Here is a 13,857-nt window from a genome sequence, read left to right on the forward strand (position 1 = left end):
CCGGCGATGCTGGCCACCGGCAAGGAGAAGCGAGCAATGCAAGCAACCAACGGACCGTCGGCATTCCACCGCACCCTGGCCGGCCCGGGCCGCGGCTGGGCAGTCCTGGCCCTGAGCCTGGCCCTGGCCGCCTGCCAGGCACCGGAGGCAGCGCCGGCCACCCAGGCCGGCACCACCGCACCGGTAGCGCCTGCCGCCACGGCGGCGCCCGCTGCCGCAACCGTGCCGGCCGCGCCCGCCACCACCAGCGCCGATGCAGATGCCGCCACGGCCGACGCCGACCTGCCGGCGCCGCTCCCCGATGATTCCTACCGCAACGCCACGCTGCGCCCGGAGTACAGCGCCTGCGTGAGTGCCACCGGCGGCGTCACCCCGGCCCTGCAGGCCTGCGGCGATGAAGAGTTCGCCTATCAGCAGGGCCGCCTGCGCACCGCCTTCGCCAAGATCGTGGCCGGCCCCGATGGCAAGGCCAAGGATGCGCTGATGGACGAGCAGGCCGCCTATATGGACGACACCGACCGCTACTGCAGCTGGAACCCGGAAGAGGAAGGCCAGGGCCAGATGCTGGATGCGCAGTCGTGCCGGATCAACCGCACCGCCAACCGGGCCGACCAGTTGCAGGCCCTTTCCTCGAAGTAGCCTCCCTGCAAAGGAGCGTCGGCAATGGATGTGGTCACCCAGGCAAGACAGAAGATGGACAGCTGGCACCGCGGCCAGACCTCGGCGCATTACGAAACCGGCGACCGCGGCCCCGGCCACGTCTCCACCGGGCGGGGCGATCATGGTGGCGTGTCGTACGGCAGCTACCAGTACGCCACCAACGTGGGCGGCGCGGCCGAGTATGTCGCCCGTTCGCGCTACGGCAGCCAGTTCGCCGGGCTGCAGCCCGGGACGCCGGCCTTCACCGAACGCTGGAAGGAAGTGGCCGCGGCCGACCCTGCCGGCTTTGCCCGGGACCAGCACGACTTCATCCAGCACAAGTACTACGACGTCCAGCTCGGTCGCCTCAAGGACGCCGGCGTGGACCTTTCCGGCCGCGGCCCGGCCGTACAGGACGCGCTGTGGAGCACCTCGGTGCAGTACCGCGGACTCACCCGTTCGGTATTCCAGAAGGGGCTGGCCGAGGCCTACGGGGAGAACTACAGCCTGGCCGGCCTGAGCGACGAGCAGATCGTGCGCGCCGTGCAGGATTACAAGCACGCCAACGTGCAGCGGCATTTCCAGAGTTCGCCGACGCAATGGGATGCGCTGCGCGACCGCGCCCTCGACGAGAAGGGCGACCTGGTCGCGCTGGCGCGCTATGACCAGGTCAACCGCGACCCGCAGCGCTACCAGGGCCAGGATTACCAGCAGGCGTTCGGCGAACCGGCACCGCAGCGATCGGCACGCCGGCCCGGCGCTGCGCCGATGGCCGACGGCATGCTGGTGGCCGGCGAGCGCGGCGAAGAAGTCGGCGCGCTGCAGGCCAAATTGATCGCGGCCGGCTATACCGGCAGGGAGGGCCAGCCGTTGGCCGCCGACAGGCACTTTGGCCAGAACACCGAACACGCGGTACGTGAGTTCCAGCGGGCGCAGGGGCTGACGGTGGACGGCAAGGCCGGCAGCGATACCCTGGCGGCGCTGGACACGGTGGCGCGCCAGCCGGCGGCCGTACAACCGGCGGCAGCGGCGCCAACGGCCCGCGGGCCGGGTGGCACCGCGCAGGCCCCGGTCGCCGCCGCCGCTGCAGCGGCCGCACCCGGTGGCGAACGCATCACCCTGGTGGAGCCGTTCGGCAACCACACCTCCAACCGGGTCATCGCCCATGGCATCTCGGGTGAGCAGGCCTACCGCGACCTGAAGATCCATCACCCCAACACCAACCGCGAGGCCGAGCGCACCGGCGATGCCAGCAAGGCCGACCGGCCCTCGCAGATGGTCGAAGGCAGCCTGGAGACCGTCCGCGAACGCGGCGACCGCAACGGCATTCCACTGGTCCACAAGGACCTGATCCTGACCGACCCGGACGGCGCCCGCCGGGTGATGATTCCCAACCCGGTGGCCGGCTACGTCCAGGTCAACGCGGACCAGTGGAACTCCATCAGCATCTGGAGCCATCCAGCCGGCGATCCACAGCGGGAACTGGTCGGCCAGGTGCTGCACGGCGCCCGCGCCACCACGCCGTACAAGACCGGCGATTTCGTCGAATACGGCGCACCGCTGATCCGCCAGTCCGACGCCGGTACGCCCGGTGCGGTACATGCGCATATCGAACTGGAGCCGGAGCAGTTCCGCCGCTACCTGGGCGACGTGCTCAACGACCGCATCACCCTGGGTGGCCGGGTCAACGCGCAGGGGCCGCAGACGCCGATGTCCGATGGCGTGCTGATCCAGGGCGAGCGCGGTGACCAGGTCAGGGCGCTGCAGGGAAAACTGTCGGCACTGGGCTACCAGGCGCCCGATGGCAGGCCGCTGGCTGCCGATGGCATCTACGGCAGGGACACCGTGGCCGCGGTCCGGCAGTTCCAGGCCAACAACGGCCTGGAGGTGGATGGCAAGGCCGGCGGCAGGACCCTGGCGCGCGCCGACGACCCGGCGGCAGCGAGGGCCCAGCCCGCCGCGCCGGCACGTACCGAGCCGGCACCACCGCTGCCGGCCACGGCGCCCAGCATGCGCGACCCCGCCCATCCCGAGCACGCCCGCTTCGGCCAGGCCCTGGAGAAACTGCAGGCGCTGGAACAGCAGCGCGCGCACGGCGGCCTGGCGCCGTTGTTCGCCACCCCCGAACAGACCGAGCGCGCCGCCGGCCAGCTTGCCTACGAAAGCAAGGTGGCCGGCATGCGCCAGATCGACAACGTGGTCGCCCGGCCCGATGGCAGCGGCCTGTTCGCGGTGCAGGGCGCGGTGAACGACCCGGCCTCGCAGCGCATCTTCGTCGACCGCAACCAGGCGCTGTCGCAATCGCTGGAGGCCAGCAGCCGCCAGCTGCAGGATCTGGACAAGCAGTTCAATCCGCAGGCGCAGGAACAGGAGCAGGCCCGGGCGCGCGGGCTGTGAGCGCACGGGCGGGGCGATTGGCCCCGCCCGCTGCTCCGTTCAGACGGCGGGTGTAAACTATTGATCTCACTGGCAATGCCAGTCTTCCGCGATCTGCTGCCCGATGACGTCCGCCGCCGCCCGTTACACCGCCTCCCTGCGCCTGTCCGTCGCCCCGATGATGGACTGGACCGACCGCCATTGCCGGTACTTCCACCGGCTGCTGGCACCGGGTGCGCGGCTGTATACCGAGATGGTGCACGCCAATGCGGTGATCCAGGGCGACCGCGAGCGCCTGCTGGGTTTTGATCGCAGCGAACAGCCGCTGGCCCTGCAGCTGGGCGGCAGCGACCCGGCCCTGCTCGCGCAGGCCGCGCGGATCGCCCAGGACTGGGGCTATGACGAGGTCAACCTCAACTGCGGCTGCCCCTCCGACCGGGTCCAGGCCGGGCGCTTCGGTGCCTGCCTGATGCGCGAACCGGCCCTGGTGGCCGAGTGCGTGGCGGCCATGGTCGGGGCGGTTGAGATCCCGGTCACAGTGAAGTGCCGGCTGGGCGTGGATGAAGACAACAGCTACGAAAACTTCCTGAACTTCGTCGATCAATCGGCCAACGCCGGCAGTGCGATGTTCATCGTGCACGCCCGCAACGCCTGGTTGAAGGGGCTGTCGCCGAAGGAAAACCGCGAGGTGCCGCCGCTGCGCTACGAGTGGGCTCGCCAGCTCAAGGCCGATCGCCCGCAGCTGCAGGTCGTGCTCAATGGCGGCCTGGTCACGGTCGAGGCCGCCCAGGCGCAGCTGCCGGCGCTGGATGGGGTGATGCTGGGCCGGGCGGCCTACCACGACCCCTACCTGCTGCACCGGCTGGAGGCCGCCCAGACCGGCGCGGCGCTGCTGCCGCGCGAGGCCTTGCTGCGCGCCATGCGCCCCTACATCGACGAGCAGCTCGGCCGCGGCCTGGCGCTGAAACACATCACCCGCCACCTGCTGGGCCTGTTCCACGGCCAGCCCGGCGGCCGCGCGTTCCGCCAGGTGCTCAGCGAGGGCGCGCACCGCGCAGGGGCCGACTGGACCCTGATCGAGCAGGCGCTGGCGGTGACCCGCGCCCAGGCCGAACGGGTCGCAGCGTGAACGGCATCACCCTGCTGACTTGACAAGCAGCACGCTATAGCCGCCAATGTTCACTTAGATGAACGGCATCGGGAGGCAGGCGGAAAAGTTCAGACCGGATTCACTGCGTAAAACCAAGAATTCGCTAAAGATTCGTAAAGTGCCGGCCTCGGCGGGCAGTTGTCGATTCACACATTTTGAACGTTTTGCCGCGCTCCGCTAGGATCAGACCGATGTTCTCCGTGACCTGCCACCGCCATGTTGTCGTCCTCGCCCTGCTGGCGACGGGCGCCGCTGCCGCCATCGGCAGTGTCGCGGCGCAGGAACCGCCGGAGCCGGCCCGTGCCGAGATGGTCCGGGCCGCGCGCGGTGCCCCGCAGGAGCGTTCGCTGTCCGATGCGGTGCGCCGCGTCCAGCGCACCACCGGCGGCCACATCCTGGGCGCCGAGCGGGTGCCGTTCGACGGGCGCGACATCAATCGGGTCAAGTACATGGACGACCGGGGCCGGGTCCGCTACATGGACGACGCCGCGCCATCGCGTTCACAGCCCCGCCCCCCGCGTTCGGATATGTCATCACTACGCGGCGATAACCCCTGAACGGGGATAGTTGTCCGCAGTCATCTGTTTGTCACCCACTGGCCCCGGCCATACCCAGGAAACTAGGGAGAGTTCATGCGTATCCTTCTGGTCGAAGACGAAGCCCCGCTGCGGGAAACACTGGCAGCCCGGCTCAAGCGCGAAGGCTTTGCCGTCGATGCCGCGCAGGACGGTGAGGAAGGTCTGTACATGGGCCGCGAAGTGCCGTTCGACGTCGGCATCATCGATCTGGGCCTGCCCAAGATGTCGGGCATGGAGCTGATCAAGGCGCTGCGCGACGAGGGCAAGAAATTCCCGGTGCTGATCCTCACTGCCCGCTCAAGCTGGCAGGACAAGGTCGAGGGCCTCAAGCAGGGCGCCGACGACTACCTGGTCAAGCCGTTCCATGTCGAAGAGCTGCTGGCCCGCGTCAATGCGCTGCTGCGCCGTGCCGCCGGCTGGAGCAAGCCGACCCTGGAATGCGGCCCGGTCGCGCTGGATCTGGCCGCGCAGACGGTCAGCGTCGCCGGCAGCAACGTGGACCTCACCAGCTACGAGTACAAAGTGCTCGAATACCTGATGATGCATGCCGGTGAACTGGTCTCCAAGGCCGATCTCACCGAGCACATCTACCAGCAGGATTTCGACCGCGACTCCAACGTGCTGGAAGTGTTCATCGGCCGCCTGCGCAAGAAGCTCGATGCCGACGGCGAACTCAAGCCGATCGAAACCGTGCGTGGCCGCGGCTATCGGTTCGCGATCCCGCGCAACGAGGGCTGAGCCGCTAAACCGGCGATTGAATGATGTCAGGCCGTCTGTGGTTCTTTAAACGCTGGCGGCCGCGCTCGCTGCAGGCGCGCCAGTTGCTGGCCGCCTCGGTGGGCCTGGTGGCGTTCCTGGCGATCGCAGGCTATGCGCTGGATGCGGCCTTTGCCGATACCGCGCGCGCCAACCTGCAGGAACGCCTGAAGAACTACGCCCGCGCCTATGCGGCCGGGATCGACTTCACCCGCGACCGCTCGCTGTACATCCGCGAGCAGCCGCCGGATCCGCGTTTCGACACGCCAGGCAGTGGCCTGTACCTGCAGGTGGTGATGCCGGAGGGCAAGGGCAATTCGTTGTCTGCCGAGGGCCCGATGCTGCCTACCGCCGGGCTGCTGGCCCCACGCCAGGAAGTGTTCGAAGGCCCGTTGCCGATGATCCAGATCGATGGCAGCCCAGGGGCGGTCTACCGCTACGGTTGGGGCCTGGTGTGGGACGCCGACGCCGACCCGGCCACCGAATTCCCGTACACCATCTACGTGATGGAAGACTCGCGCGCGCTGGGCGCGCAGCTGCGCGTGTTCCGCGGCCGGGTCTGGTTCTGGATGGGCGGCGCCGGCCTGATCCTGCTGATGCTGCAGACCGTGATCCTGCAGTGGAGCCTGCGCCCGATGCGGCGGGTGATCACCGAGTTGACCAAGGTCCAGCGCGGTGAAACCGAGCGCATGAGCGAGCGCCATCCGCGCGAGCTGGAACCGCTGACCGACAGCATCAATGCCTTCATCGAAAGCGAGCGCGAGAACCTGGAGCGCCAGCGCAACACCCTGGCCGACCTGGCGCACAGCCTGAAGACTCCGCTGGCGGTGCTGCGCACCCAGCTCGACAGCGGCGCGCACGACCAGGACCTGCGCGAGGAATTCGACGTGCAACTGCGGCGCATGAACAACCTGGTGTCCTACCAGCTGGCGCGCGCGGCCTCGTCGGGCCACAAGCTGTTCTCGGCGCCGTTGCCGATCGAGTCCAATGCCGAGGAAATCGTGCGCGGGCTGGAAAAGGTCTACGCCGGCAAGGGCGTGCTGTGCGAGTTCGACATCGATGCCGCCGCGCGCTTCCATGGCGAGCCCGGCGACCTGCAGGAACTGCTCGGCAACCTGCTGGAGAACGCCTTCAAGTGGGCCAACCGGCGCGTGCTGCTTACCGCCAGGCCGCTGCCGGCGCCGGGCGCGCGCCGCCCCGGGCTGGTGCTGTCGGTGGACGACGATGGCCCGGGCATCGCCCCGGAGGACATCGCCAAGGTGCTGCAGCGCGGTGTGCGCGGCGATGAGCGCGTACAGGGCCACGGCATCGGCCTGTCGATCGTGCAGGACCTGATCAAGGACTACCGCGGCGAACTGCAGGTCAAGCGTTCGCCCGAGCTGGGCGGGGCGCGCTTCGAAGTGCAGCTGCCGCCGGGGCCGTGACCACCGCGCGCATCGACCAACGGTCGATGCCTACCCGCCAGGCGCCGACGTCATCGACCCGCCGGATGTCGCCGCCATCCAACCGCCGGTCATCGACCCCATCTACCCGGTAGGTACCGACCGTTGGTCGGTACACGCGCTATCCGACCAACCCCGGCGGAGCCCCATAGAACCGGCGCAGATGCGCGGCCACCGTCGGCAGTTCCTGCTCGAGCAGGTCCGGTGCGGAGAAATGGTATTCGGTGGCCACCGCGAAGAACTCCTCCGGCGCCTCGGCCGCATACGGGTCGAGGCGTGTCGGCCGGCCGGCATCCACCTGTGCGCAGAATCCATCGTAGGCCGCCTGGAAATCGGCGGCCCATTGCTTCTGCCAGGTTCGCGGCAGCGGCGGGGTGCCGTCGATCGCCCCGTCCAGCGCGTCGATCTTGTGCGCCATCTCATGCACCGCCACGCAATAGCCGGCATGCGGGTCGGCGATGTCGGCCTGGATATCGGCCCAGGACAGGATCAACGGGCCGCTGTCCCAGGATTCGCCGATCAGCTCGTCGTCCCACTCATGCAGCACGCCGGCGGCATCGACATGGCTGCGCTGCACCCGGAACGCATCGGGGTAGACGATCAGCTGCGACCAGCCGCGCAGGCCGATCTCGCCCAGTTCCAGCAGCGGCAGGCAGCACAACGCCGCCAGCAGCACGCCATCGGCCTGGTCCAGCTGCAGGCCGCCGACCGGGCTGATGGTTTTTTCGTGCAGGAAGCGCGCGCTCAGCGCGGCCAGGCGCTCGCGCCGCGGCGCATCCAGTGCCTGCAACCACGGGCCGCGCTGGCAGGCCTGCTGCCACAACACCGGATCAATCGTGCGCGGCGTGCGCCGCAACCAACCCCACATGCGTTCGATCAGCGGAACATGCCGGGCAGGAAACTGTGCCATTTCGGGGCGCGCAGGCGCGGCAGCACATCGTCATCACCGCCGCCGCCGCTGCTGGTACCGCCGCTGGCTGCCGGCTTGGCCGTGGCCGGCGCGCGCGCCGCCGGGGCCGCCGATGCGGGGGGAGTACGTTCGTTGTCGGTCGGCGAATACACACAGCCACCCCGCCCCGAACTGGTCAGCGCATCGGAAGCATGCGCGGCCATGGGGGCCATCAGCAGGATCAGGCAAGGGGCGAACGGGCGCATCGTCGACATCCGTAGGAACGGGACAGTCCTCGATTCTAGCCCGATTCAGCGGCTGCATTGGAAGACCGCCCGGCGGGCGCTGGGCGCGGCTTTCCCGCATAATTTTGCCGATTACCTGATGGAAGCTGCCGTGGACGACCGCCAACTGCTGGCCAAACTGGGCGCCGGGCGCCTGTCCGGCGATGCGCTGGCCCGCGAGCTGGGCCACACCCGCGCTGCAATTTGGAAGCGGATTCAAGGGCTTAGGGCTTCCGGCATTGCCATCGACGGGCGCGCCGGGGATGGCTACCAGTTGCAGCAGACCCTGGACCTGCTCGATGCCGGCACCTTGCATGCTGCGCTGCCGGCGACGCTGGCACCGCTGTTGGCCTCGCTGGAGATCGCCTGGAGCGTGGGTTCGACCAATAGCGAATTGCTGCGCTGCAGCGCGCCTGAGCGCGGCTCGAGGGTGCTGCTGGCCGAGCGCCAGACCGGCGGCCGTGGCCGCCGCGGCCGGGCCTGGTCCTCGCCGCTGGCCGCCCATGTCTACCTGTCGGTGCTGCGCGGCTTCGCCGGCGGCCTGTCGCGGCTGGGCGGGCTGAGCCTGGTGGCCGGCGTGGCGGTGGCCGAGGCGCTGCGCGCGCAGGGCTTTGCCGGGGTGGCGCTGAAATGGCCCAACGATCTGGTGGTCGATGGCCACAAGCTGGGCGGCCTGCTGGTCGAGGGCGGCGGCGAGTTCGCCGGCCCGGCCCGTGCGGTGATCGGGCTGGGCGTCAACGTACGCATGCCGGCCCTGTTCGCCGCGCAGATCACCCAGCCCTGGACCGATCTGGCCACCCTGGCCGGCGCCCGCGCGGTCGACCGCACTACGGTGGTGGCCGGCATCCTGGCCCGCCTGCTGCCGGCGCTGGAGGCCTTCGAGGCCGATGGCCTGGCCCCGTTCCTGCCGCGCTATGCCGCGCTGGACTGCCTGGCCGGCCGTGCGGTGCGGGTGCAGGAGGGCGATGACTGGTACGAGGGGCAGGCACTGGGCCTGGCCGACGACGGCGCGCTGCGCGTGCGCATCGGCGGCAGCGAGCGGCTGTTCCATGCCGGCGAAGTCAGCGTGAGGGCGCAATGAGCGACTGGTTGTTCGACCTGGGCAATTCGCGGTTCAAGTTCGCCCCGCTGCTGGACGCCCGCGCCGGTGCGGTGCAGGCCTGGCCGCACGGTGCCGAGGCGATGCCGGCGCCGGCCCTGGCCGCGCTGCCGCAGGGCGACACCGCCTATGTGGCCAGCGTGGCCGCGCCGGCGCTGACCGCAGCAATGCTGGCCGTGCTGCAGGCGCGGTTCGGCCGGGTGCAGGTGGTGCGTACCACCGCCGAGCATGCCGGCGTGCGTATCGCCTATGCCGATCCGGCCAGGTTCGGGGTGGACCGGTTCCTGGCCCTGCTGGCGGCGGCGCAGCGCCAGCAACCGGTGATCGTGGCCGGGGTGGGCACCGCGCTGACCATCGACCTGCTCGACGCCGATGGCCGCCACCACGGCGGCCGCATCGCCGCCTCGCCCACCACCATGCGCGAGGCGCTGCATGCGCGCGCCGTGCAGCTGCCGGCCAGCGGTGGCGATTACCGCGAATTCGCCGATGACACCGCCGATGCGCTGGCCTCCGGCTGCGATGGTGCGGCGGTGGCGCTGATCGAACGCAGCCGCGTGCAGGCCGCCAGCGTGCTCGGCAGCCTGCCGACCCTGCTGGTGCACGGTGGGGGCGCGCCGGCGCTGCTGCCGCTGCTGGCCGATGCGCAGTTCCAGCCGTCGCTGGTGCTGGACGGCCTGGCGCGCTGGGCGGTGCACCAGCCACCGGCGGCACGGTAGGATCGCCCGCATGCTTACCCGTGCCCTGATTGTCGTGCTGGTCATCCTCAACCTGGGGGTGGCGCTGTGGTGGATGCTGCGTGGCGAACCGGTGCCGCCGGCGCCCGAACCGGCGCGTGGTGTCGCGCAACTGCAGCTGCTGCCGGCGGTATCCACGCCGGCACCGGCCGTTGCCGCCGCACCCACCGCAGCGCTGGATGATGTGACCCCCGCCGCCACGCCTGCGCCAGCCGCCGCCCCCGCAACGGCAGCGCCCAGCCCGACGCCCGTCGCGGCGCCTGCCACGGCCAGCGCAGTCATTGCGCCGGCAGTGGCACCCCCGCCGCCCACTGCCGCGCCGGTGCCCGTGCAATGCCTGAGCCTGGGGCCGTTCGCCGACCGTGCCGCCGCCCAGGCCGCGCAGGCCAGGGCCGGTGCGCTGCTGCGCGGCGCCCGCCTGCGCGAGGTCGCCGACGCCGGTGCCACCCGCTACCGGGTGGTATTGCCGGCCGCGGCCAGCCGCGAAGAAGCCCAGGCCACGGTCAAGCGCATCGTGGCTGCCGGCCTGAGCGACTACTACATCATTGCCCAGGGCGAAGAAACCAATGCCATCGCACTGGGCCAGTACCGCAATCGCGAAGGCGCCGATCGGCGCATGGCCGCGCTCAGCGCCGCCGGTTTCAACGCCCGGCTGGTGGCCAGCGGCGGCGACGGCAGCGCGCAGTGGTGGCTGGATGCGACCCTGGCCGGGCAGGCCGACCCGGCCAGTGCCCGCCAGCGCAGCGGTGCGGCACAACAGCGTTCGCTGGATTGCGCGCGCTTGCGCTAGAATCCGTGCTCCGCGACGGCCCCGTGCCGCTCGCCGTGCCGATGCCGGCATAGCTCAGTTGGTAGAGCAACCGCCTTGTAAGCGGTAGGTCCCCAGTTCGAATCCGGGTGCCGGCACCACCATCGACCCACGTGATGTCTACCGACCGGTGTGACGTCTACCGACCAATATGACGTCTACCGACCAACGGTCGGTAGCTACGCTGTTGCACCGCCGCAGGTCGCGGGGGGCTGCGCTGGCTAGACTGTGCTTCTTTGCAATGGAGCAGCAGCGATGGCGATGTATCCCCCGGTTTCCCTGATTGGCGTCCCCACCGACATTGGCGCAGGCCATCGCGGCGCGGGCCTGGGACCGGATGCGCTGCGCATCGCCGGCCTGTCCGAGGCACTGGTCGCCCGTGGCGTGGACGTGCGCGACCTGGGCAACCTGGATGGGCCGCGCAATCCGTGGACCGCGCCGGTGCAGGGTTATCGCCACCTGGACGAAGTGGTGGCCTGGAACCGCGCGCTGATGGACGCCACCTATGCCGAACTGCAGGCCGGGCGCATGCCGATCATGCTCGGCGGCGACCATTGCCTGGGCATCGGCTCGATCACCGCGGTGGCGCGCTGGTGCCGCGAGCAGGGCAAGACCCTGCGCGTGCTGTGGCTGGACGCGCATTCGGATTTCAACACCAGCGAGGTGACGCCGTCGGGCAATGTGCATGGCATGCCGGTGGCCTGCCTGTGCGGCCTCGGCCCGGATGCGTTGACCCGGCTGGGTGGCGATGCGCCGGCGATCCGCCCGCAGCAGGTGCACCAGATCGGCATCCGTTCGGTGGACCAGGAGGAAAAACGCCTGATCAAGCAGCACCAGGTGGACGTGTACGACATGCGCTACATCGATGAGGCGGGCATGAAGCGCACCATGGAAGCGGCGCTGCAGGGCATCGATGCCAACACCCACCTGCACGTGAGTTTCGATGTGGACTTCCTCGACCCGAGCATCGCGCCGGGCGTGGGCACCACCGTGCCCGGCGGGGTCAACTACCGCGAGGCGCAGCTGGTGATGGAGATGATCGCCGACACCGGGCGCATGGGCTCGCTGGATATCGTCGAGTTGAATCCGCTGCTGGACAACCGCAACAGCACCGCCGTGCTGGCGGTGGACCTGGTGGAAAGCCTGTTTGGCAAATCCACCCTGATGCGCGACTGAGGCCCGCCGGCGGGCCTTTCCGGCGGCTGGCTGAACAGCGGCGGCGTGCGTTCACATGAACTGCACGCCGCTGCCGCCAGATTGCATCTCACGCGGCGGCAGTGTCGGCGACGGCATCGACGCCACCGCGATCAGGAAGAGGAGCAATCATGAAGCGCGTCATTTCCCTGTTGCTGTTGGGTCTGTTTTCCACGGCCATGCTCAGTGGCTGCAACACCATGGCCGGCGCTGGCAAGGACATGCAGAAAGCCGGTGAGAAGGTCGAGGACAAGGCAGGCGATTGCAGCGACGGCAAGTGCTGACCGCACTGGCAGCTCATCTGACAGGTGGGACCGGATTTCGGTGTCGAATTGAATAAACAGGAGAACCCCATGAAGCGTGTTATCGCACTGATGCTGTTGTCGATGTTCTCGGTGGCCGTGCTGTCGGGCTGCAACACCGTTGCCGGTGCCGGCAAGGATGTGCAGAAGGCTGGCGAGAAGGTTGAAGACGCTGCCAAGGGCAACTGATCCACCGATCAGTGCCGCGATGGAAAAGGCCGGGATCTCCCGGCCTTTTTCTTGCCCGTAATGCGCTGCCGGGCAAGCGCCCGTTCAAGCAGGTGAGTACGCGTTTCATCCGTGCTTGACCGTGACCGAACGTTGTCCATCGCATGCTGTTTCCACGGCGACGATGCCGTTTCAATCGAGGAAGCGAAGCGATGAACAAAGACATCATTTCCGGCAAGTGGACCCAGCTCAAGGGCAAGGCGCAGGCCAAGTGGGGCGACCTGACCGACGACGATTTCAAGGTGGCCGAAGGTAACGCCGAGTACCTGGCCGGTCGCCTGCAGGAACGCTACGGCTGGGCGCGCGACCGCGCCGAAACCGAGGTGCGTGACTTCGAACAAGCCATGCGCAAGGAATATCCGGATTACCACTGATGCCGTTGTAACGGTGCAGTGAGGCGGCCTGGGCCGCCGGGGGTATGACAACAGGCGGGCCGCTATGCGGCCCGCCTGTTGTTTTGCGGCCTGGCCAGGATTCAGCGCCAGCCGCGCGCGGGCGGATCGGGCACGTAGCTGTTCGGGAACGCCTGGGGTGCATCCTCGCCGCGCGGCAGCCGGGCCGGCATGATGCCGCGCGCGATCAGGTTGCGCGCGCTGTCGTAGCGCACGTCCACGCGCTGGGCGGGCATGCTGCTGGCGCGTTCGAAGCTGGTGTTGTCCACCAGCGAGGTCTCGCGCTGGCCATGGCCGGTGCCCAGCTGCGGGGCCGGTGCGGCGCGTTCGGCGCTGGACGCCATGTCCGCGACCGCTTCGCCCTGGATCTGGCGGCGCAGGGCCGGGCGCCCGGGCCGCGCGATCGGCGGTGCCGCCGGCTGCGGCAGGTAACGGCTGGCCTCGTTGAACACCGCGATACCGATCACCCCGATGTTGTCGGCGCGGCCGGTGCGTGCGGCGTAGCTGCGGCCGGGGTCGGTGAACACGAACTGGGCCACTTCCCGGGACGATTTGCGCCAGCCGCTGATGTCGGCGGTCTGCCACGGGTCGAGCACATAGCCGGTCTGGGCGGGGCCGGCGACCTCGCCGGTGATCGCGTTCAGGCCATCCACCGACAGCACCACCAGCACCCGCTGGCCGCTGTCGTTGTGCAGCCGCACGCTGTAGCGATGGCCCTGGCGGCCGGCCACCCAGCGTTGCGGGCCCTGGCGGTACTGGTCCAGCAACTGGCCGGCATCGCGGTCCAGGATCTGCAGCGACACCGGGCCGGCATCGTTGCGCGGGGGCGCCACACGGGTGAAGCCGCACAGCATCAGCACGGCCAGCAGGGGCAGGGTCAGGCGTTTCATGGCAGGCATCCGGGGTCAGGTAGGGGATTGAACGCGCCAGCCCGGCCAACGGGGTTGCACGCGGGCAGGTAAACTGGGGGCGTTCAACTGTCCGTA

The 13,857-nt window shown here is 69.4% G+C and carries 16 protein-coding genes and 1 tRNA gene; 14 read left to right on the top strand and 3 right to left on the bottom strand.

The features are described from left to right. The first annotated feature begins 36 nt into the window (after positions 1-36). The 6 genes from AC3ITM_RS01445 (at position 37) to AC3ITM_RS01470 (ending at position 6,923) form a co-directional block, all read left to right on the top strand. Positions 37-639 (top strand): lysozyme inhibitor LprI family protein, encoded by a 603-nt coding sequence (locus AC3ITM_RS01445; RefSeq protein WP_489267860.1) that lies wholly within the window; start codon positions 37-39, stop codon positions 637-639. A gap of 24 nt (positions 640-663) precedes the next feature. After that, the gene (locus tag AC3ITM_RS01450) at positions 664-3,036 is read left to right on the top strand and encodes a VgrG-related protein (protein ID WP_489267862.1); all 2,373 of its coding nucleotides are present in this window, start codon (positions 664-666) and stop codon (positions 3,034-3,036) included. Between the two features lie 103 nt (positions 3,037-3,139). After that, entirely contained in the window at positions 3,140-4,144 is a 1,005-nt protein-coding gene (gene dusA, locus AC3ITM_RS01455) for a tRNA dihydrouridine(20/20a) synthase DusA (protein ID WP_489267864.1), read from the top strand. A gap of 212 nt (positions 4,145-4,356) precedes the next feature. Then, positions 4,357-4,722: a hypothetical protein gene (locus tag AC3ITM_RS01460; RefSeq protein ID WP_228884580.1), complete on the top strand. Its 366-nt coding sequence runs from the start codon at positions 4,357-4,359 to the stop codon at positions 4,720-4,722. Between the two features lie 75 nt (positions 4,723-4,797). Beyond that, a complete protein-coding gene (locus AC3ITM_RS01465) occupies positions 4,798-5,481 on the top strand; it encodes a response regulator transcription factor (RefSeq protein ID WP_228884579.1) in 684 nt (227 codons plus the stop codon). A gap of 23 nt (positions 5,482-5,504) precedes the next feature. Next, positions 5,505-6,923 carry an ATP-binding protein gene (locus tag AC3ITM_RS01470; RefSeq protein WP_228884578.1) on the top strand — a complete coding sequence of 473 codons (1,419 nt, stop codon included), beginning with the start codon at positions 5,505-5,507 and terminating at the stop codon, positions 6,921-6,923. Positions 6,924-7,062: 139 nt separating this feature from the next. Here the strand turns inward: AC3ITM_RS01470 and AC3ITM_RS01475 are convergent, their stop codons facing one another. After that, positions 7,063-7,851 carry a M90 family metallopeptidase gene (locus AC3ITM_RS01475; RefSeq protein WP_489267866.1) on the bottom strand — a complete coding sequence of 263 codons (789 nt, stop codon included), beginning with the start codon at positions 7,849-7,851 and terminating at the stop codon, positions 7,063-7,065. Continuing rightward, on the bottom strand, positions 7,818-8,096 hold the full coding sequence (locus tag AC3ITM_RS01480) for a hypothetical protein (protein WP_228884576.1): 279 nt from the start codon (positions 8,094-8,096) through the stop codon (positions 7,818-7,820). Before AC3ITM_RS01480 ends, AC3ITM_RS01475 begins: the two co-directional genes overlap by 34 nt. A 130-nt stretch (positions 8,097-8,226) precedes the next feature. Between AC3ITM_RS01480 and birA the strand changes: the two genes are divergently transcribed. From birA to AC3ITM_RS01520, 8 genes are all read left to right on the top strand, one after another. Then, positions 8,227-9,195, top strand: a complete 969-nt coding sequence (birA, locus tag AC3ITM_RS01485) for a bifunctional biotin--[acetyl-CoA-carboxylase] ligase/biotin operon repressor BirA (protein WP_489267869.1) — start codon at positions 8,227-8,229, stop codon at positions 9,193-9,195. Next, positions 9,192-9,929: a type III pantothenate kinase gene (locus AC3ITM_RS01490; RefSeq protein WP_489267870.1), complete on the top strand. Its 738-nt coding sequence runs from the start codon at positions 9,192-9,194 to the stop codon at positions 9,927-9,929. The genes birA and AC3ITM_RS01490 overlap by 4 nt, the downstream gene beginning before the upstream one ends. 10 nt (positions 9,930-9,939) lie before the next feature. Continuing rightward, positions 9,940-10,737 carry an SPOR domain-containing protein gene (locus AC3ITM_RS01495; protein ID WP_489267871.1) on the top strand — a complete coding sequence of 266 codons (798 nt, stop codon included), beginning with the start codon at positions 9,940-9,942 and terminating at the stop codon, positions 10,735-10,737. Positions 10,738-10,780: 43 nt separating this feature from the next. Beyond that, positions 10,781-10,856, top strand: a tRNA-Thr gene (locus AC3ITM_RS01500). 154 nt (positions 10,857-11,010) lie between these two features. Then, positions 11,011-11,931, top strand: a complete 921-nt coding sequence (gene rocF / locus AC3ITM_RS01505; protein ID WP_489267873.1) for an arginase — start codon at positions 11,011-11,013, stop codon at positions 11,929-11,931. Positions 11,932-12,080: 149 nt separating this feature from the next. Further along, entirely contained in the window at positions 12,081-12,233 is a 153-nt protein-coding gene (locus tag AC3ITM_RS01510; RefSeq protein ID WP_228884572.1) for an entericidin A/B family lipoprotein, read from the top strand. Positions 12,234-12,302: 69 nt separating this feature from the next. Continuing rightward, positions 12,303-12,440 carry an entericidin A/B family lipoprotein gene (locus AC3ITM_RS01515; RefSeq protein WP_228884571.1) on the top strand — a complete coding sequence of 46 codons (138 nt, stop codon included), beginning with the start codon at positions 12,303-12,305 and terminating at the stop codon, positions 12,438-12,440. A gap of 191 nt (positions 12,441-12,631) precedes the next feature. After that, positions 12,632-12,853 (top strand): CsbD family protein, encoded by a 222-nt coding sequence (locus AC3ITM_RS01520; RefSeq protein WP_228884570.1) that lies wholly within the window; start codon positions 12,632-12,634, stop codon positions 12,851-12,853. A 101-nt stretch (positions 12,854-12,954) separates the two neighbouring features. On the opposite strand, the gene AC3ITM_RS01525 is transcribed toward AC3ITM_RS01520, so the two are convergent. Further along, entirely contained in the window at positions 12,955-13,761 is an 807-nt protein-coding gene (locus AC3ITM_RS01525; protein ID WP_489267876.1) for a hypothetical protein, read from the bottom strand. Between the last annotated feature and the right edge of the window lie 96 nt (positions 13,762-13,857).

It is taken from the genome of Stenotrophomonas sp. KH_029 (genome assembly GCF_057839765.1).

Excerpts from the sequence above, each read along its gene's own strand:
- AC3ITM_RS01445 (WP_489267860.1), top strand. The coding sequence starts at position 37 with ATGCAAGCAACCAACGGACCGTCGGCATTCCACCGCACCCTGGCCGGC.
- AC3ITM_RS01515 (WP_228884571.1), top strand. The coding sequence starts at position 12,303 with ATGAAGCGTGTTATCGCACTGATGCTGTTGTCGATGTTCTCGGTGGCC.
- AC3ITM_RS01460 (WP_228884580.1), top strand. The coding sequence starts at position 4,357 with ATGTTCTCCGTGACCTGCCACCGCCATGTTGTCGTCCTCGCCCTGCTG.
- AC3ITM_RS01475 (WP_489267866.1), bottom strand. The coding sequence starts at position 7,851 with ATGGCACAGTTTCCTGCCCGGCATGTTCCGCTGATCGAACGCATGTGG.
- dusA (WP_489267864.1), top strand. The coding sequence starts at position 3,140 with ATGACGTCCGCCGCCGCCCGTTACACCGCCTCCCTGCGCCTGTCCGTC.
- rocF (WP_489267873.1), top strand. The coding sequence starts at position 11,011 with ATGGCGATGTATCCCCCGGTTTCCCTGATTGGCGTCCCCACCGACATT.
- AC3ITM_RS01465 (WP_228884579.1), top strand. The coding sequence starts at position 4,798 with ATGCGTATCCTTCTGGTCGAAGACGAAGCCCCGCTGCGGGAAACACTG.
- AC3ITM_RS01520 (WP_228884570.1), top strand. The coding sequence starts at position 12,632 with ATGAACAAAGACATCATTTCCGGCAAGTGGACCCAGCTCAAGGGCAAG.
- AC3ITM_RS01470 (WP_228884578.1), top strand. The coding sequence starts at position 5,505 with ATGTCAGGCCGTCTGTGGTTCTTTAAACGCTGGCGGCCGCGCTCGCTG.
- AC3ITM_RS01525 (WP_489267876.1), bottom strand. The coding sequence starts at position 13,761 with ATGAAACGCCTGACCCTGCCCCTGCTGGCCGTGCTGATGCTGTGCGGC.
- AC3ITM_RS01480 (WP_228884576.1), bottom strand. The coding sequence starts at position 8,096 with ATGCGCCCGTTCGCCCCTTGCCTGATCCTGCTGATGGCCCCCATGGCC.
- AC3ITM_RS01450 (WP_489267862.1), top strand. The coding sequence starts at position 664 with ATGGATGTGGTCACCCAGGCAAGACAGAAGATGGACAGCTGGCACCGC.
- AC3ITM_RS01490 (WP_489267870.1), top strand. The coding sequence starts at position 9,192 with ATGAGCGACTGGTTGTTCGACCTGGGCAATTCGCGGTTCAAGTTCGCC.
- AC3ITM_RS01510 (WP_228884572.1), top strand. The coding sequence starts at position 12,081 with ATGAAGCGCGTCATTTCCCTGTTGCTGTTGGGTCTGTTTTCCACGGCC.
- AC3ITM_RS01495 (WP_489267871.1), top strand. The coding sequence starts at position 9,940 with ATGCTTACCCGTGCCCTGATTGTCGTGCTGGTCATCCTCAACCTGGGG.